16 protein-coding genes are annotated in these 18,715 nt (G+C 65.7%); 10 read left to right on the forward strand and 6 right to left on the reverse strand.

Annotated features, from left to right (window positions below; all coding sequences use genetic code 11):
- The first annotated feature begins 425 nt into the window (after window positions 1–425).
- Window positions 426–2,036: a peptide chain release factor 3 gene (locus tag J5474_RS00270; protein WP_209358349.1), complete on the forward strand. Its 1,611-nt coding sequence runs from the start codon at window positions 426–428 to the stop codon at window positions 2,034–2,036.
- A 58-nt stretch (window positions 2,037–2,094) separates the two neighbouring features.
- On the opposite strand, the gene J5474_RS00275 is transcribed toward J5474_RS00270, so the two are convergent.
- The 4 genes from J5474_RS00275 to J5474_RS00290 form a co-directional block, all read right to left on the reverse strand.
- Entirely contained in the window at window positions 2,095–2,466 is a 372-nt protein-coding gene (locus J5474_RS00275) for a hypothetical protein (protein ID WP_209358350.1), read from the reverse strand.
- Window positions 2,467–2,836: 370 nt separating this feature from the next.
- Window positions 2,837–5,260: an OmpA family protein gene (locus J5474_RS00280; RefSeq protein WP_245216170.1), complete on the reverse strand. Its 2,424-nt coding sequence runs from the start codon at window positions 5,258–5,260 to the stop codon at window positions 2,837–2,839.
- Window positions 5,261–5,509: 249 nt separating this feature from the next.
- On the reverse strand, window positions 5,510–6,760 hold the full coding sequence (locus J5474_RS00285) for a vWA domain-containing protein (RefSeq protein ID WP_209358351.1): 1,251 nt from the start codon (window positions 6,758–6,760) through the stop codon (window positions 5,510–5,512).
- A gap of 94 nt (window positions 6,761–6,854) precedes the next feature.
- A complete protein-coding gene (locus tag J5474_RS00290; protein WP_209358352.1) occupies window positions 6,855–7,763 on the reverse strand; it encodes an AAA family ATPase in 909 nt (302 codons plus the stop codon).
- 209 nt (window positions 7,764–7,972) lie between these two features.
- Here J5474_RS00290 and J5474_RS00295 point away from each other — a divergent pair, with 209 nt between their 5' ends.
- The 6 genes from J5474_RS00295 to J5474_RS00320 all read left to right on the forward strand — a co-directional run bounded on the left by J5474_RS00295 (window position 7,973) and on the right by J5474_RS00320 (window position 15,221).
- The gene (locus tag J5474_RS00295) at window positions 7,973–9,010 is read left to right on the forward strand and encodes a glycosyltransferase family 2 protein (RefSeq protein WP_209358353.1); all 1,038 of its coding nucleotides are present in this window, start codon (window positions 7,973–7,975) and stop codon (window positions 9,008–9,010) included.
- 10 nt (window positions 9,011–9,020) lie between these two features.
- On the forward strand, window positions 9,021–9,662 hold the full coding sequence (locus J5474_RS00300; RefSeq protein WP_209358354.1) for a sulfotransferase family protein: 642 nt from the start codon (window positions 9,021–9,023) through the stop codon (window positions 9,660–9,662).
- Window positions 9,662–12,187: a glycosyltransferase family 2 protein gene (locus J5474_RS00305; RefSeq protein ID WP_209358355.1), complete on the forward strand. Its 2,526-nt coding sequence runs from the start codon at window positions 9,662–9,664 to the stop codon at window positions 12,185–12,187. Before J5474_RS00300 ends, J5474_RS00305 begins: the two co-directional genes overlap by 1 nt.
- A gap of 1 nt (window position 12,188) precedes the next feature.
- On the forward strand, window positions 12,189–12,890 hold the full coding sequence (locus J5474_RS00310) for an FkbM family methyltransferase (protein WP_209358356.1): 702 nt from the start codon (window positions 12,189–12,191) through the stop codon (window positions 12,888–12,890).
- A gap of 93 nt (window positions 12,891–12,983) precedes the next feature.
- The gene (locus tag J5474_RS00315) at window positions 12,984–14,039 is read left to right on the forward strand and encodes a glycosyltransferase family 2 protein (RefSeq protein ID WP_209358357.1); all 1,056 of its coding nucleotides are present in this window, start codon (window positions 12,984–12,986) and stop codon (window positions 14,037–14,039) included.
- 204 nt (window positions 14,040–14,243) lie between these two features.
- Complete coding sequence (locus J5474_RS00320; protein ID WP_209359464.1) at window positions 14,244–15,221, forward strand: phosphoadenosine phosphosulfate reductase; 978 nt, start codon at window positions 14,244–14,246, stop codon at window positions 15,219–15,221.
- Here J5474_RS00320 and J5474_RS00325 read toward each other — a convergent pair.
- The gene (locus J5474_RS00325) at window positions 15,218–15,493 is read right to left on the reverse strand and encodes a hypothetical protein (RefSeq protein WP_209358358.1); all 276 of its coding nucleotides are present in this window, start codon (window positions 15,491–15,493) and stop codon (window positions 15,218–15,220) included. The two genes, J5474_RS00320 and J5474_RS00325, sit on opposite strands and share 4 nt — an antisense overlap.
- A gap of 85 nt (window positions 15,494–15,578) precedes the next feature.
- Between J5474_RS00325 and pyrC the strand changes: the two genes are divergently transcribed.
- Together pyrC and J5474_RS00335 are read left to right on the forward strand one after the other, a co-directional pair.
- Window positions 15,579–16,613, forward strand: coding sequence for a dihydroorotase (gene pyrC / locus J5474_RS00330; protein ID WP_209358359.1), 1,035 nt, complete (start codon window positions 15,579–15,581; stop codon window positions 16,611–16,613).
- 210 nt (window positions 16,614–16,823) lie between these two features.
- A complete protein-coding gene (locus J5474_RS00335) occupies window positions 16,824–17,306 on the forward strand; it encodes a hypothetical protein (RefSeq protein ID WP_209358360.1) in 483 nt (160 codons plus the stop codon).
- A 4-nt stretch (window positions 17,307–17,310) separates the two neighbouring features.
- Here the strand turns inward: J5474_RS00335 and J5474_RS00340 are convergent, their stop codons facing one another.
- Window positions 17,311–17,769, reverse strand: a complete 459-nt coding sequence (locus J5474_RS00340; RefSeq protein WP_209358361.1) for a thiol-disulfide oxidoreductase DCC family protein — start codon at window positions 17,767–17,769, stop codon at window positions 17,311–17,313.
- A gap of 145 nt (window positions 17,770–17,914) precedes the next feature.
- On the opposite strand from J5474_RS00340, the gene J5474_RS00345 reads away from it, so the two are divergent.
- The gene (locus tag J5474_RS00345) at window positions 17,915–18,580 is read left to right on the forward strand and encodes an orotate phosphoribosyltransferase (RefSeq protein ID WP_209358362.1); all 666 of its coding nucleotides are present in this window, start codon (window positions 17,915–17,917) and stop codon (window positions 18,578–18,580) included.
- Window positions 18,581–18,715: the final 135 nt, after the last annotated feature.

The raw sequence follows: 18,715 nt of genomic DNA on the forward strand, positions 1-18,715 counted from the left end.
GCGCCACGGTTCCTTGCGCAAAAGGAAGTCCCCACCTCCTTCGAATAGGTCGACGCCCTGTCCCCGCCCGAAACCCCTGACCGGAACGACAAGTCTGCCCCCAAAAAGCCGCGCCCTTCCTCCCGGCTCACCACCCGCTGCCCGACCCGCTGCCCGACCCGCTGCCTGCGGCGGCCCGCGCGCGCGCCCCAATTGCCTTCATGATCTCATCGCGCCACGCGCCTCTGCAAGGTTCTCTTCCTGCCCGCCCTCCGCACCCGACGGATCGCGCCCCCCTGCTTCTTCTTGGTGCAACTCCTCATCGGACCTCCTGCTCGCCGCACCGCCGTCGCGATCGGTACGCGGTCAGCCCCTCCCGCAGGGGCACGGTCGCGCCCATCGCGCCGGCATTGTGCCCTTCCCGAATCCGCTGTATCTGCCCCGTCATGAGCACCAATCGCCCCTCGCTGCCGCCCGAAATCGCCCGCCGCCGGACCTTTGCGATCATCTCGCACCCGGATGCCGGCAAGACGACGCTGACGGAAAAATTCCTCCTTTACGGGGGCGCCATCCAGATGGCCGGTCAGGTGCGCGCAAAAGGCGAGGCGCGGCGCACGCGCTCCGACTTCATGCAGATGGAAAAGGACCGGGGCATCTCCGTCTCGGCCTCCGCCATGTCCTTCGATTACGCGTCAAAGGCGCAGACCTTCCGGTTCAACCTTGTCGACACGCCCGGCCACTCGGACTTTTCCGAGGACACCTACCGCACGCTCACGGCAGTGGACGCGGCGGTCATGGTCATCGACGGCGCGAAGGGCGTGGAAAGCCAGACCCGGAAGCTGTTCGAAGTCTGCCGCCTGCGCGACCTGCCGATCCTGACCTTCTGCAACAAGATGGACCGCGAGGCGCGCGACACCTTCGAGATCATCGACGAGATCCAGGAAAACCTGGCCATCGACGTCACCCCCGCCTCCTGGCCCATCGGCATGGGGCGCGATTTTCTCGGCTGTTACGACATGCTGAACAACCGGCTGGAACTGATGGACCGCGCCGACCGCAACCGGGTCGCGGAATCGATCCGGCTCGAAGGCCTCGACGACCCGAAACTCGCCGACCACATCCCCGCCCCCCTGCTCGACAAGCTCCGCGAGGAGGTCGAGATGGCGCGCGAACTGCTGCCCGCGCTCGACCCGCAATCGGTGCTCGAAGGCCACATGACCCCGATCTGGTTCGGCTCCGCCATCAATTCCTTCGGCGTGAAGGAACTGATGAACGGCATCGGCACCTACGGCCCCGAACCGCAGATCCAGAAGGCCACGCCGCGCGCCATCGCGCCGGAGGAGCCGAAGGTCACCGGCTTCGTCTTCAAGGTGCAGGCCAACATGGACCCCAAGCACCGCGACCGCGTGGCCTTTGTCCGCCTCGCTTCCGGCCACTTCCAGCGCGGCATGAAACTGACGCATGTGCGCACGAAAAAGCCGATGGCGATCACCAACCCGGTGCTTTTTCTCGCCGCCGATCGGGAACTGGCCGAAGAAGCCTGGGCCGGCGACATCATCGGCATCCCCAACCATGGCCAGCTGCGCATCGGCGACACGCTGACCGAGGGCGAGATGCTGAAGGTCACCGGCATCCCCTCCTTCGCGCCGGAACTGCTTCAGGGCGTGCGCGCGGGCGACCCGATGAAGGCCAAGCACCTCGAAAAGGCGCTGATGCAATTCGCCGAGGAAGGCGCGGCCAAGGTCTTCAAGCCGATGATTGGCTCCGGCTTCATCGTCGGGGTCGTCGGCGCGCTGCAATTCGAAGTCCTGGGAAGCCGGATCGAGCTGGAATACGGCCTGCCCGTCCGGTTCGACGCCTCGCAGTTCACCTCCGCCCGCTGGGTCCACGGCTCGAAGGACGCGGTGGAGAAATTCGCCCAGGCCAACAAGCAGCACATCGGCTACGACAATGATGGCGACGTGGTTTACCTGACGCGGCTGCAATGGGACATCGACCGCGTCGGCCGCGACTACCCGGACATCACGCTGTCCGCGACCAAGGAAATGATGGTCTGATCAGGCGCGCTCCGGTCCCCTCTCCGACAGCGAGGGGGCGGAGCGCCCGGCATCCCGATCAGCGGGACATCGTGGCCGCCCTGCGCGCCTTTTCCATGGCCATCTCATATGGCGACCCCGATCCGTATTTCGTTTCAGCGTCGCCGAACACCCTCTCGCCGTCGGTCTGGGGGTATTCGTCCTCCAGATCGTTTTCATAATCCGACGCATATCCGGCCAGGGCCGCAGCAAGGTAATTGTCCGCCTCCTCGCGCGGAATACCAAGGTTCTGTATCAGCCTGGCCCTGATTTCGCCCTTGTCGGCATTGCTCGTCCGGTCATTCCCGTACTTCAGGCTGGCAAAGCGGTCACGCGTCGACGTCGCCCCTTCACCATCCCCTCCCAATCCATTGAGATACATCTGGATTTCGGCCGCCCCGGCATGTGTCATGCCCTTCGCCTTCGACGCAGAGACGCCCAGTCTACGCCGTACGAGTCCGGAGCCATCCGCCAGACCGATCCTTGCAGCGGCCCGAAAGATCCATTTGTTTACAAAATCCACGGACAAGTCCCTCCGGGTAATGCGCGGCTTAAATTCATTTCTCCGCGATATTTTCCGCTGCCCCCAAGGCATGTCAAGTAAAACACACACCGTTATTCTATCGACGCCATTCTTTCGCGGACTCTGCAGGTTATAGGCACGCACCAGTACCGACCATGCTGGCCTAATCGCGGCGATCAATGCCGCGACGCATGAAAAAAGGCGGACCGGATGGCCCGCCTTTCATTGGATCCGCGACTTCAGGTGCCTTGCGGCCGCCTCAGTTGCCCTGCAGCAGCGGCGTGATGCGCCGCACGGCGGCGCGGCGGTTGGCGCGCTCGGCCTCCGTGGTCGGCACCATCAGGTCGGCTTCGCCGTAGCCTTGCAGCACCATGTTCTCCGGCGGCACCTGGAAATATTCGGTCAGCGCCAGCGCCACCGATTCCGCGCGGCGGTCGGACAGCGCGAGGTTGTAGGCGTAGTTGCCCACCGCATCCGTGTGCCCTTCGACAAGGAACACCTCACCGGGGTTCTTGCGGATCGCGTTGCGCATCGCGTTCCCCAGCGCCGACAGCTCCTCGGCCTCCTGCGGGCGGATTGCCGCGCTGTTGGTTTCGAAGTTGATCGTGTCCACGGTGATTTCCGGCACCAGATGGCGCACCGCCTCGATGTTGCGGATCTGGTTCAGCGAGAACGTCCGCCCCACCTTCACGTTGTCCGCCCCTTCCAGCGCGCGGGCCAGCGCCTCGGCGTCGTTCGTGTCGCGGTAGATCACGCGCTCCTGGGTGTTCTTGCTGGACACCTGCGGCAGATCGCCGACCACGACCGCCTGCGACTTCTGCGTGTCGTCGAACAGCACGACCTGCGTGCCATCGTTCAGGGTGCGCGTGCGGCGCAACACGCGGCCATCGGCGGCGCGCACGGTTTCGACCTGCGTGCCGTCCTCGTAGGCCACCACATTGCGGGTGGAGCCGTCGCTGTACTGGTAGGTCTTCACATCGGCACCGGGGCGGCGCAGCAACACGTCGTCGTTGCGCAGCACGCGGAAGTTGCCGTTGTTCTCGACCACGACGCGGTCGCCGGAATTCGACACCACCTTGTCGTTATTGTCGAGGATGTTGTTCAGCGCCACGGCGCCCAGCCCCAGCAGGGCGGCCCCGGCCACGGTGCGGGCGCGCTCGGCGTCCTTGCCGGCGCGACGGGCGTCAGCCTTCAGCTTGTCGGCCTCGGCCTGAGTCTGAGCCTGAGTCTGAGCCTGACCTTGGGCAGTGGGCGCTGCCGTTGCCTGCGCACTCGGAGCGGCAGTGACGCTGTTGGCGAAATCCTCGGCAGAGCTGCGCACCTGATCCTCGGTCACGGTCTCTTCGACCATGGTCGCCTCTTCGGTGCCGTCCTGCGCGGCTGCCGCTGCGGCCGAAGACTGCTCGTCCTGCTGAGCAACCGCATCGGCCTGCGCCTGTGCGTCGGCCTCGGCCTGCGCCTGTGCGTTGGGATCGCCCTCGCCTTCGCCCTCGGCCTGAGCCTGAGCCTGAGCCTGAGCCTCGACCTGCGCCTGTTGCTCGGCGGCGGCCAGCGCCTGCGCGAGGTCCTCGGCTTCGGCTTCGGGAGTGGTCTCCTGCGCATTTGCCGTGGCCCCCGCCTCCGTGGCGGTGTCGGCTTCGGCTGCGGTTTCCGCTTCGACAGCCTGCGGCTGCGCACCGGCCTCTGCCTGCGTCTCGGCTTCGGCGGTCGAGGTCATCGCGCTTTCAGCCTCTGGCGTATCCGCCGAGGCCACATCCGGCTCCGCGGCCACTTCGGGTTCTGATGCAACATCGGCTTCGGCGGCAACGCCTGCCTCGGCGGCCTGATCGACCTGCGTGGCTTCTTCCTGGGCCAGCGCACGCTTCAGTGCCTCGGCATCCGCCGCAACCTGCGTGTCGCCTTCGGCCTGAACGTCCGCCTCGGCACCGGCTCCGGCACCGGTCTGCGCGGCTGCCTGAGTTTCGGTCTCGGCCTGTGCCTGTTCAGTCTCGGCCTGTGCCTGTTCAGTCTCGACCTGCGCCTGTTCAGTCTCGGCCTGTGCCTGCGCCTCGACCTGTGCCTCCGCCCCAGTTTCGACCTGAGTTTCCACCTGAATTTCAGCCTGCGCCTCCGGTTGCGGCGGCACATCGGTCGCCTGCGCGTCGGCGGGGATTTCCGCATCGGCCTCCGGTGCGGCGGCCTCGGCGGCCTGCTGCGCCTCTAGGCTGGCCTCGGCATCGGCGCGATCACCCGCAACGATCCCGGCAACGGCACCGGCGGCGCCGCTGGCAACGTCGGAGGCAACGTCACTGGCCGCGTCGGTGGCAGCGGCCGCCGCTTCTGTCGACGCATCAGCGCCGCTCAGCATATCCTGTGTGAAATTTCCGGCCTGAAGCTCCGCCACAAGCCCCTGATCGACCCCCGGCAGTGCAACGCCCTGCTGTGCCAGGCCCTGCGCCATGAGCACCACGTCATCCTCCAGCGACGCATCGCCTTCGGCCTGAGCGACCAGCCCGCAGTCCAGCGCGGGCGGCACCTGGTCTCCGGTGGTGCAGATCTGGTTTAGGCTGTCGATCAGCTTGTCCATCTGGCCCGGCGGAACGATGGTCGCGTCGACACCGGCGCTCTGCGCTTGCGCCGCACCACCGCCAAGGGTCAGTGCCAGCGCCGCAGTCGAGGCGGTCAGAAGGTTGCGGGTTTTCATTGTAGTCTCCTCTCGTTGCCCGAAGACGGGCTTGAGGCCATAACGCGCGATCGGGCCAGAGGTTTCATGCCTGTCGCATGACCCAGCGGCATCCCGCCGGTGGGCGGGCATTCTCGGTCTTCCGGGCGGATGAATCGCCGCCCTCCGGGCCCCATCTGCACGGCCGAAGGGGTTAAGCGCGGGTAAACGCGGCGTGCCAAGTCTCTGATTTCAAACGGCGTCGAAAATGTCCCAGCATGGGACCGCGGCTCAGAGCAGCGCCATGAGCCGAGCCTTTTCGCCCATGTCATCGGGCCGGGAAATCGCCTCTGCCAGTTGTTCCAGGGACTGGATCGAATGCCCCGCCCGAAAGCTGTCCACATGGGGCAGCATGACCCGGATTCCGGTCGCTTTTGGGGCGAACCCATCCCACCGGAGCAGCGGATTGAGCCATATCAGACGCTTCGAAGAGAGGTGGAGGCGCTCCATCTCCTTTTCCAGCTGGGCCGCGTCGTCCCGGTCGAGCCCATCCGTGATGAGGAGCACGACCGCCCCCTGCCCCATCACCCGCCGCGACCAGTCGCGATTGAAGGCATGCAGGCTCGCCCCGATCCGCGTGCCCCCCTGCCAGTCCTGCGCCTCCGCCCCGGCGGCCTTTAGCGCCGCATCGACGTCGCGGGTGGCGAGATGGCGGGTGATATTCGTGAGCCGGGTGCCAAAGGTGAAGGCATGCACCTTCGCCCAGCCCTGGCCCTTTTCATTCGCGACCGCATGCAGGAAATGCAGCACCATCCGGCTGTACTGGCTCATCGAGCCGGAGATATCGCAGAGAACCACGAGGTTGGGCCACCTGAGCCGAGGCTTGGCACGGGCGATAGCACGGATCTCGCCCCCCTTGCGCAGAGCATCACGGATGGTGCGGCGATAATCCGTGCGCTGCCCCCGCGCCGAAACCTGGGAACGACGACTCTCGATCGGTTTGACCGGCAGCGTCAGCCGTGCCAGCATCCGCTTGGCCTGCGCGGTCTCTTCCAGCGACATCTGCTCGAAATCGAGCGTCTTCAGTTTTTCCTCGGTGGAGATGGTGAAGGAGGCGTCGACCTCGACCTGCGTCGCCTCCTCCTCCTGCTCCGCCTGCGGGATGTCGGGCATCTCGTCGCCCAGAAGCGCCTGCGCCGCACGCTTTTCGGCGGACTGGGCCCGCTTTTCCTCCTGCACGCCCCGGATCGCAGGCAGCATGAGCGACATCATATGTTCGAGAAACCGCGGGTCGCGCCAGTAGAGACGGAATATCTGGGCGAAAACCACGCGATGCTCCGGCCGGTTCACGAAGCAGGCGTGCAGGGTCCAGTAGAAGTCCATCCGGTCGGTGAAGCCCGCCGCCTCCACTGCGCGGATGGCGTCGATCACCCGCCCCGGCCCGACCGGCAGACCCGCGCGGCGCAGGGCGCGCGCGAAGTGGATGATGTTGTGCGCCAGTCGCGGGTTTTCCGGGACATCGAGGGGGAGGTATTCTGCCATGCACTCTGCCGGTTGGAGGCTGTCGCCGTGGGGGCTCTGCCCCCACACCCCCGAGGTATTTTCGAACCAAAGAAGCAGGGGCGTAGGGATATGGTCAGGCGGGTTCGAGGGACTTCCTGGCTTCGTCGAGGATGCGGGCGGCCTCGCTTCCGCCAATACGGGCGATGTCGTCCTGGTACTTCAGGATTGCGCCCAACGTGTCGGAGATCACCTGCGGGCTGAGATCCACCACGTCGAGCGCGAGCAGGCATTTCGCCCAGTCGATGGTTTCCGCCACGCCCGGCTTCTTGAAGATGTCCTCGGTGCGCAGGGACTGCACGAAAGCGACGATCTGGCGGGAGAGGGTTTCGGAAACCTCGGGCGCGCGGGAGTGCAGGATCTCCAGCTCGCGGTCGAAGTCGGGATAGTCGACCCAGTGGTACAGGCAGCGGCGTTTCAGCGCGTCGTGAACTTCGCGCGTGCGGTTCGAGGTGAGTACCACGATTGGCGGCTCGGGGGCCGCAATGGTGCCGATCTCGGGGATGGTGACCTGGAAGTCTGACAGGGCCTCCAGCAGGAAGGCCTCGAAGGGTTCGTCCGTACGGTCGAGTTCGTCGATCAGGAGCACCGGCGCGCCGTTCTCGTCGGGGCGCATGGCCTGCAGAAGCGGCCGTTCGATCAGGTAGTCGGGGCCGAACAGCTCTTCCTGCAGGGCAGTGCGGTCGCGACCGCCCGCCGCTTCGGCCGTGCGGATGGCGATCATCTGCGCCGGAAAGTTCCATTCGTAGACGGCGGAGGACGCGTCCAGCCCTTCGTAGCATTGCAGGCGGATCAGGCGGCGGTTCAGGCATTTCGCCAGTGCCTTGGCGATTTCCGTCTTTCCGACGCCGGCCTCGCCCTCGAGAAATAGCGGACGGCCCAGTTTCAGCGACAGGAAGACGACCGTGGCTAGCGCGCGACCGCAGACATAGCCGGTCTCGGACAGGCGCGCCTGCACGGCGTCGATGCTTTCGGGAATGGTCATATGGTCCTCCTTGGCCCATCTGTTCCAGCCCGGCGACATGCGGTCAATAGCCCCAAGGTCGCAGAGGGGGGCGGTTCGGGGACGCAGGGGGCCGACCGTTGACGCACTGCCGGTTCCTTGCGATGCTGGCCTGCGTAAGGACCACCGGACCGATCCGGGGCGCACACCCAAGGCCGAGCAGCCTGTCAGACAAGGAACGCGGAGCGCCGATGCGCATCACCGCCGTCACATGCGTGAAGAATGAAGGCCCGTTCCTGCTGGAATGGATCGCCTTCAACCGTCTGCTCGGCGTGACCGATCACCTCTTCTATTCGAACGATTGCAGCGACGGGACCGACACGCTGCTGGATGCGCTTGCGGCGCGGGACGTGGCCGGGCGCGTGGAGCATCGGCCCAACCCCGCCGAGGGGCGTAACTACCAGATGGAGGCCCTGAAGGCCGCCGCGCACGAGCCGCTGGTCAGGGATGCGGACTGGGTCTGGGTGGCGGATGTCGACGAGTTCCTCAACATCCACGTGGGCGACCACACCATCCCGGCGCTGATCGACGCCTGCGGCGATCCGCAGGCGATCTCTGTCACGTTCCAGTTCTTCGCCAACGGCGGCGTTACCGGGTTCGAAGACCGTCCCGTGATCCAGCAGTTCACCCGCTCCCACAACCCCGACCTCTGGTGCGCCGAAACCGCGATCGAGGTGAAAACACTGGTGCGCCGGGATTTTCCGCTGCAATATTACGGTGCGCACCGGCCCTTTTTCCGCAAGGATCTGCCAGAGGCCAGGCGCCCCGCGTGGACCGACGGTTCGGGCCGCGCGGTGCCGCATCGGTTCCTTGTCGCGGCCAATCCGCGCCGCATCCGCAAGTTTCCCGCCGGCGGGGCCCGCGCCTTCGCTACTCTGAACCACTATGCATTGCGATCGCTTGACAGCTATCTGGTTAAGAACGACCGCGGCGATGTGAACCGCGAAAACCGCGCGTTTGACGATACCTACTGGCGCGAACGCAACGATCCTGCCTTTGAGGACATGTCCATAGCGCGCTACCTGCCCCGGCTCGGCGCCGAACTCGACCGGCTGAGGGCGGACCCGGTCATAGGCCCCCTGCACGCGGCCTGCGTCGCCGCGCACCGGGCGCGGCGCGATGCCCTGATGACAAGTCCCCACTATGCGGAGATGTTTGCCCACCTGAAAGACCTCGCCCCCTATCCTCCCGGTGAATACGAGCTGTTGCAGGAGCTTGGGCTGGCATGAGAGCGCTGATATGGTCGTGAAACTGGTGAACCTCGGGCTGCCGAAGACCGGCACCACCACGCTGGCGCACGCGCTGGTCCGGGCGGGCTGGACCGTGGCCGATCACAAGGTGCGCCGCGTCCATACCCGCGAACCGGGGCTGGGTGGTACCTTCATCGGGCGGCAGCTTTATAACGGGTACTTCGCGTGCGGGAATCCCTTCCTGCACCTCGATCCCGTTTACGATGCGCTGACCGAAATCAGCGTGCTGAACGGCGACACCTCCGTCTGGCCGCAGTGCGACTACCCCTTGCTCAAGGCCATGCGCCTGCAACGGCCCGACATGCTGTTCGTCGCCACATGGCGGCCCGCGGCGGAGACATCGGATTCCATGCGGCGCTGGAACACAATGGGCACGGACCGATTGCCTATGGGCAATATCCCCGGCCTGCCAAAGGGCTACGGTGGAGAGGATGCGGAGCGTATCCGCTGGATCGCGGGGCATTACGACATGCTGCGCGACCTTTTCGGCGACGACCCGCGCTACATCGAATTGCCGGTCGGCGCGGCGGATGCGCGCGAAAGGCTGTCCGCCCATATCGGGATCGCCCTGCCGTGGTGGGGCCGCCTAAACGCCAACCCGAACGCGAACCCGGCGGAGGACGTGGCCTGATGCGCATCATCGTGCACATCGGCCCGGACGGCGCCGCCGCCGGGCGGCTGCAACAGGTGCTGGATGCCAAGCGCGACCAACTGCTGGGCAAGGGCGTGCTTTATGCCCGCTCGCCGGGGGCGAAGAACCATACACGGCTCTTCATGGCGGTCACCGATCCGGAGAACATCGACTCCCTGAGATTCAACCGCGGTTATATCGCCCCGGAAAAGCAGCGCGAGCTGCACGACGACGTGGCAGGCGCACTGGCCGAGGAGGTATCCCGTGCCAACCCGCACACGCTGATCCTTTCGGCGCACCAGCTGGGCACCTCTCTGGTGACGCGGTCCGAGCTTGACCGCCTGCGCGCCCTTCTGGCGCCCTTGTCGGTGGATATCCGCATCGTCGCGCATCTGGACGACCCGGCGCGGCTGGCGGTTTCACGCTATGCGGCGCAGCTTCTGGAGGGACGCCGGGCCGCACTGGACGCAGAGCTGTCCTGTTGCGCCGCACCGTCCTTCTGGGAGGCCGCGCTGGCTGCACGCCCCGCCTGCGATCCGCAGGCCGGCCAGTTCGCCGAGGTGCAGGGGGCTGCCTTCTGGCTCGATTTCAAACGGTTGCAACGCGAGTGGGAAGCGGTCTTCGGCCCCGGTGCCGTTGCGTTCCGATCCACCGACCCCGGCCTGCTCGCCTCCGTGAACGCGACAGAGGAGATCCGCGCGGCCTTTGACATCGCGGAGACCATCGGCAAGGCCGCCCCCTGGACGCGGCCCGTGCCGCCCTCTGCCGCCTGGCTGACGCGCTGCCGGTTGTTCAACGACGCGGTGCTGCGCCTTCTGGCACTGAAGCAGGTGATCCTGCCCCGCCCGCTCTGGCGCAAGTTCCAAAGCGAGATCAAGGTGCCCGGCCCCGCGATCGAGCCCGGCGCGCTGGCACCGTTGTCCGCGCGGTTCGAGACGGATATCGAGGCGCTCTGCATCGAGCACGACGGGCTGGACGCCGCACTCATGGCGCCCGACGCTCCGCAGGCGCCATGGCAGGAGGCCGACCCGACGCGCGGATTCCGGGCGACGCAGTATCTCATGGCCTTCCGCTGGCGGATCAATCAGGCCACGAAAGAGGAACTGGCCGCCAGGGCCGCCGACCTCGCCCGCCTCGCAGAGAACGCCACTCAAGCCGCCGAGCCCGAAGCCACATCGCCGCCGCAGATGGCCATGGCAAATACCGCGCCGTCGGCCAACCCGACCCCCGGTTCGAATTCAGGCCCGAATTCCGCTACGTCCCCCAGCCCAGCCTCTGCCGCGCTGCGCGCGTCCGCCCAGGCCACGCCGCCGCCCCCCTCCGGCGATATCGACGCGCTCCTGACGCCCACGGCCCGCGCGTTGATGCCCGACGCGGCGAAGCGGAACTTCCTGAAACTTCAGGCCTCCTCCTTTGCGCCGCACAACCGCCTTGGCCGCGTCAACGAGGCGGTCCCGGGCCCGGACTTCGCCCCCGCGCCGCGGCGCCAGTTGACCGAAGGCACTTCCGGGCGGGTCATCGTCGGCTGCATGAAGAACGAGGGGCCCTATATCCTCGAATGGGTGGCCTACCACCGGGCCGTGGGCTTCGACACTTTCCTGATCTATACCAACGGGTGCGAGGACGGCACGACGGAGATCCTCGACCGCTTGCAGGTGCTTGGACTGCTCCAGCACCGTAACAACGACAATTGGTCGGGCAACTCCCCGCAGCAAGTTGCACTGGACCGCGCGCTGGAGGAACCCGTGGTCCGCAATGCGGAGTGGATAACGCATATCGACGTGGACGAGTTCGTCAACGTCCGCACGGGCAATGGCACGCTGGACGCCCTCTTTGCCGCCGTCCCCGATGCGACCAACATCGCCATGACCTGGCGGCTGTTCGGGCACAACGGGGTGGCCGAACTGGCCGACCGCCCGGTGATCGGTCAGTTCGACACCTGCGCCCCGAAATACTGCCCCAAACCCCATACCGTCTGGGGCTTCAAGACCATGTTCGCCAATATCGGTGCCTACGGGAAAATCTCCTGTCATCGTCCGAACAAGCTGGCGGAGGGGTTCGAGCGGCGGGTGAAATGGGTCAACGGCTCGGGCCGCGACATGACGAAGGAGGCACGCATGAACGGCTGGCGTTCGTCGAAGAAATCGATCGGCTACGACCTCGTGCAGCTGAACCACTACGCGCTGCGATCGGCCGAAAGCTACCTGATCAAGCGCCAGCGCGGACGCGCGCTGCACGTCGACCGCAACATCGGCATCAACTACTGGATCCGCATGGACTGGTGCGACCACCGGGACGTCACGATCCAGCGCAACCTGTCCAGACTGCGCGCGGAACTGAACCGACTGCTGGCCGATCCGGTCCTGAAGGACTGGCACGGACGCGCCTTTGACTGGCACCGGGCGAAGGCGCGCGCACTGCGCCAGACGCCGGAGTTCGAGGATCTCTACGAGCAGGCGCTCACGCTGAAGCTCACGGAGACCGAGCGGGTGGCCTACGCGCTCGCCCTCGATCTGGAGAACTGACATGGAGGGAAACGAAGCCGTCGACCGCGACCCCTACCTGCGCTCGCGCGGGCTTCGCATCCCGAAGCACCCGGCACTGACCACCGGCCGCGTGCGTGCGGCGCTGAAGGAAGGCACCTACGAACGCAAGGAATGCGACGCCGTGATGCGTGTCGTTCGGGAGGGCGACACCGTTCTCGAACTGGGCGGCGGCATCGGGTACATGTCGACGCTGCTGTCAGTGAAGAAAAAGGTCAGAAGGGTCGTCTCCTACGAGGCCAACCCGACGCTCATCGACTACATCCACTCGGTGCACGCTGCCAACGGCGTTCAGAACGTCGAGGTCCGCAACGCGCTGCTTTCGGCAGAGGCGGGCGAGCCGGTGCCCTTTTACATACGCAAGAACTTCCTCGCCTCGTCCATGGACAGCGAGATCGACAAGGAGGCGATCACCGGCAAGGCCATGATCGCCCGTCACCCCATCGGCCCGGTACTGGACGATCTGGCACCGGATGTTCTGGTCTGTGACATCGAAGGCGCGGAGGCCGAGTTGCTTCCTGCCGCCGACTGGTCGGGCCTGCGCGTCGCGGTAATCGAATTGCACCCGCAATGGATCGGGCAATCGGGCGTGCAGGCGGTTTTCGACGTCATGCAGAAGGCCGGGCTGACCTATTTCCCGAAAGCGTCCGAGCAGAAGGTCGTGACCTTCCGCAAGGACTGGTAACAACGCAACAGGTGAAGGCTTTTCGTCCGAAAAGCCTTCACGCCCGAAGCGTTCTTGTCCGAGAACGCTTTCCCCAGCCCGGAACGGAGCCGCATGAACATCACCGCCGTCCTCTGCCTCCGCAACGAAGGTGCCTTTCTACTGGACTGGATGGCGCATCACCTGGCCTGCGGTGTGACCCACGTGGTCGCCCTGTCGAACGACTGCGACGACGGCACGGACGCCATGCTTGATCGGCTGGCAGAGATCGGCCACGTCACCCACATCCGCAACGACGGGCCCCATGGCGCGGGCGGCATCCAGTTCACCGGGCTGAAGCGTGCCGATCGCTGCGAGGCTGTGCGGTCGGCCGACTGGCTGCTGCCGCTCGACATCGATGAATTCGTCAACGTCCACACAGGTGACCGGACCCTGCCCGCACTGATCGCCGCCTGCCCCGAGGCATCCGCGATCACCCTGACCTGGCGGCTGTTCGGCAATGGCGGCGTGGTGCGTTACACCGACCGCCGCGTGACTGAACAGTTCACGCGCGCGGCCCCCGAGATCATGCACTGGCCGTGGCGTACCGCCATGTTCAAAACGCTTTACCGCAACGATGGCACCTACGCGAAGCTTGGCGTGCACCGCCCGCGCAGCCCGGACGAGGCACGGCTGGATCAAGCGCACTGGGTCGACGGCAATGGCGCGCCACTCGACGCGCAGTTCCTCACACGGCGGATATTTTCGAATTACGGCCGGCCCATGTACGGGTTGGTACAGTTGAACCACTACCCGCTGGGCGCCATGGAAAGCTATGTCCTGAAGGCGGATCGCGGCCGTGCGGTGCATTCGGACCACGCGTTGGGGATGGACTACTGGGTGGAGCGTAACTGGTGTCTCGAAGAAGACGCCTCTGTCCTTGGCCTGCCCGGCGTGGGGGCGTTGCGGGATGCTCTGGGGGCGGACCCGGTGCTGGGGCCGCTGCACGCGGGGGCAGTGACATGGCGCCAGGCGCGGTTCGAGGCGCTCATGGCCCAGGAACCCATGCGCGCGCTCTTTGCCCGCCTGCTGATGACGCCCCCGACACGCCCCGTGCCGCTGGAGGCCGCGCGTTTTCTCGCGCATCACGCCACAATTTCGCGTCAGACGGACGAAGACGCGGGGGGCTGAGGCCGGAGGCGGACGCTGTCCCCCGCGCCTTTGGCGCTCCCCCGGAAGTATTTGCACCATGGAGAAACAGGGGCACTGCGGCACGGCCAGCGCACAGAATCTCCCTGCCCGTGACACAATGCTGCCGGGTCTCCGGGGCATTGTTTCCAGCATAGCCGCCGGAAGTGCGGGTTTGAGGGTTTCGAAGTGGCAGACCAGAACGGCATGATTTCGACCGGAACGACATTGCAGGGATTCGCACCCGACTTTTCCGATCTCGCACGTGGCGAGTGGCTGGCGGCGTTGCGCACGCTCGGGCAGGAGCATGGTTTTGCCGAACCGCTGGGAAAACGCCACGCCGGAGTCTTCGTAGAAGATGGCGATACGCTGCTGGTCTCCTTCGAGACCATGTCCGGGATCGAAGCGCTTTCGGAGACGCGCACGCCGCTGGGCTTCGACATGGTGCGCGACTACGGCTGGTCGTCGCTGTCGGTGCTGTCGCATGGCGACACCTGGTTTCGCGATCCGCTGGTCTACGGCTTCTTCGATCAGCTGCTCGACGACGACTTCTTCGAGGAATTCGAACGGGTGGTTTTCTACGGCGCGGGGCCCTGCGGCTATGCTGCCGCCGCCTATTCCGTCGCCGCCCCCGGCGCGCGGGTGCTGCTGATGCAGCCCCAGGCCACGCTCGATCCGCGAGTGACCGAATGGGACGACCGCTTTGCGGAAGCGCGGCGGCTGGACTGGACGTCGCGCTATGGCTACGGGCCGGATATGATCGACGCGGCCGATCAGGCGACGATACTCTACGATCCGCGCGAGCGGCTGGACGCCATGCATGCGGCGCTTTTCACCAGGGCCAACGTCCAGCGGTTCCGTCTGCCCTTCTTTGGCGGTGCAATCCAGACCGACATGCGGATGCTCGACCTTATGCCGAGACTCTTGATCGCCACCGCCGAGGGCACGCTGGATGCCGCGCGTTTCGCCACACTTTTCCGGGCACGCCGGTCCTACCCGCCCTATCTGCGCAAGCTTCTGGCGCATCTCGACAACGCGGGACGCGATGGCCTGACCCGGAAGCTGTGTCGCAATGTGGCGACGCGGATGAACGCGCCGCGATTCCGTCGCAGGCTGGCACAGCTGGAGGCGGCGCCTGGCCAGCATCCCGTCCTGCCCGTCGACGCCCACGCCATCGAAGACTAGGGCTTGCGGCTGAGCAGCGCCTCGCGCAACTCCTCCTGGAAATACCCCAGCGCCACCAGAACGCTGAACAGGAATACCCGACCGCCCTCTCCCAGCAGCGACAAGAGCGCCGCCGCCGCCAGGAGGCAGACCAATAGCGACGCCACGCCCCGGTCCTGATCGGCGATCATGTCCCTGTCGCCCAGCCAGCGGTACAGCTGATCCGTCACCTGTGGTTCGATGCGTTTCGCCGCCCAGCCCGCGAGCGCCCCCAGTATCACCGTCAGGATCATGCTGTTTCCCCCTCGCACTTCGGCGCGCAGGATAGACCATGCCGCCCCTCTGGTGAAGCGCCCCCGCGCCGTGTTATCCGAAGCCATGACCCAGATCACGCTCCCCCGCCCCGACGACTGGCACCTGCACCTGCGCGACGGCGCGATGCTGCGTGCCGTGGCCCCCGAAACCGCGCGTCATTTCGGCCGGGCCATCATCATGCCCAACCTCGTGCCGCCAGTGACCACCGGCGCCGAGGCAAGCGCCTACCGCGACCGCATTCTTGCCGCCCTGCCGGAAGGCGCGCGGTTCACGCCGCTGATGACGCTCTACCTCACGGAGGAAACCGACAAGGACGACCTCGTGCAGGCGCACCGCGAGGGGATCATCACGGCGGTAAAACTATACCCTGCGGGGGCGACGACCAACTCCGCTTCCGGCGTGCGCGACTTCGACAAGGTCCGCCCCGTGCTGGAAGCCATGGCCGAGAACGGCGTACCGCTGTGCGTGCACGGCGAGGTGGTGGATGCCGACGTTGACATCTTCGACCGGGAGGCGGTGTTCATTGATCGGGTGCTTGACCCGATCCGCCGCGCCACCCCCGGTCTGCGAGTCGTGATGGAACATATCACCACGGCGCAGGGTGTTGACTACGCCCGCGAAGGCGGGCCTGACCTTGGCGCGACCATCACGACACATCACCTTGTCATCAACCGCAATGCGATCCTCGTGGGCGGGATCAAGCCGCACTATTACTGCCTGCCTGTTGCAAAACGTGAGGAACACCGGCTTGCGCTGCGCCGCGCGGCGACCTCCGGCGATCCGTCCTACTTCCTCGGAACCGACAGTGCGCCGCACCTCGACCCGCTGAAGGAAAACGCCTGCGGCTGCGCCGGCTGCTTTACCGCGACGAATACCCTGTCGATCCTTGCCGAAGTCTTTGAACAGGAGGGCGCGCTGGACCGACTATCGGCCTTCGCGAGCCTGAATGGCCCAAATTTCTACGGGCTGCCAGTCAACTCGGATAAAGTCACCCTGACAAAGGGTGATCCCGTTACCTACCCGGCAAAGATCGACACGGCAGATGGCCCCGTCACCGTTTTCGATCCAATGATGCCGCTGCACTGGCGCGTCGAATGACCCCGCGAGGCGTGGCCGCCTGACGACCGGTCCACCCCGACGTTTCCCCGCGCAGGAGGGCGATTTTGCGCTATGAAATCGGCCCCTTGCGCGATGACATCAGAGAATTTCCGCTCTCGCGGAAAGGTTTTCTTGAAAAATTAAGGAGCCAAGAAATAGGCTGACCCTGACACCCGTCAAGATCAAGAGGGATGGAAAAGGGAGCCAGCCATGGAGGCCGTCATCGATCTGTTGCTCGCCTGGATCGGCGAGAACAGCCAGTACGACACCAGCCACCTCGCTCGGCCGCAGGTCGTCGAACTCAGCGCGGAGGATCTGACCACGCGCTACTACGAGGGCATGGCCCACAAGAGCAAACAGAACGATGCCCCCGCCGACGGGGTGGAGGACCGCCTAAACGCGCTCTATATCGGCGGGGAGGACGAAGCCGGCACCGTCTACATCCGTCCGGCCGCCACGATCGAGGGCGCACAGTATTTCGAAAACCCCTACGACAACCCCCTCTGGCGCGAGATCCTGATGCACGAGCTGGTGCACCACGCCCAGCACGCCGCGCAAGACACGGCATGGACCTGCGTTGCCCGTGGTGAGGCAGAAGCCTATCACATGGGAGGACTGTTCTTTGCCCAGAAGCACTGGCCCGATCCGATGCAGAATCGGGAAATCTGGAAGGTCCTCTACCACGACTGTTGAGAGCTCAGCCGATCAGTCGATGCCGCACGCCCTCATCCGGCAGCGCGCAGAGGTCGGCCTGCCCGAGCCTGTAGCGGTTCCGCGCGATGCGGGCATAGATCCCGTCGCGTACGCAATGCGGCAACAGCCGCAACAGGTGCAGCGGCAGGAATGCCGGGTGCAGCCGCGGAAACAGCACCCGCATCGCCTCCAGCCCGCCATGCGCGCGGCCATTTTCCAGCAACAGCCAGCTTTGCGGGTCCTCCGGCGCCATTCCGTGATGTGCCATGAGCGCTCGCCCCAGCAGGCCTTGGGCCACACACAGCCGCACCACATCGCCCCGGTCGAGCCGGGCGATCCATCGCGCCGTCACGGAACACAGCGCGCAGTCGCCGTCGAGCACCACGACCAACCGCGCGTCGTCGAAGACAGGAACCGACGGATCGTTGCGCCATGAATACGCCTGTCGCTTGCCGGGGTTCATCCAGCGCTCCTCCTCCAGCCCCTGCCCGAACTTGCCAAGCCTGCCCGAAACCCAGGACCGGCGGCAACACTCTTTCCCCGCAGGTTAAAACCCGCTAATGCCCCGGCAACCCGTACAGCCCGGCCCGCGCCACAGGAGAACGACAATGATCCCCTCGACCTATCCCACGTCCAAAGAAATGGCCCGCCTCACCGCGCGCATGTTGTGGGAGATCGAGGCGGTGAACTTCATGACCCACGAGCCGTTCAAGCTCGCCTCGGGCCAGCTTTCCCCGGTCTACATAGACTGCCGCAAACTGATCTCCTACCCGCGCATCCGTTCCACCCTGATGGATTTCCTCACCGTGACCGTCATGCGGGACGCGGGTTTCGAAGCTTTCGACAATATTGCGGGCGGCGAGACGGCGGGCATTCCCTTTGCCGCGCTGGTGGCCGAACGCATGGGCCTGCCCATGACCTACGTCCGCAAGAAGCCCAAGGGCTACGGCCGCAACGCCCGCATCGAAGGCGCGATGTCCGAAGGCGAGCGAGTCCTGCTGGTGGAGGATCTGACCACCGACGGCGGATCGAAGCTGTCATTCGTGGATGCCATCCGCGAAACCGGCGCGACCTGCGCGCATACCGCGGTGATCTTTTACTACGGGATCTTTCCCGAAACGATCAGGACGCTGGGCGATCACGGCGTCACGCTGCACCACCTGTGCACCTGGTGGGAGGTGTTGGCCGAGGCGCCCGCCAAACACGCGGGCGTTCTGGGCGAGGTCGAATCCTTCCTCAACGACCCGCACGCCTGGCGCACCGCCCGCGCCTGAGCCTGCCCTGAGGAAATTGCCGCAGCGACACTCTTTCGAGGCGGGCAATCCCGCTCCGCGAAACCCGCGCAGTCGACGGAGCGTGAGCGCGATTTTCAGGCACTGTTTTCAGGCACTGTTTTCAGGCACAGAGCG

The sequence above is a fragment of the Sagittula salina genome, assembly GCF_017813235.1.
Taxonomy (GTDB): Bacteria; Pseudomonadota; Alphaproteobacteria; order Rhodobacterales; family Rhodobacteraceae; genus Sagittula; species Sagittula salina.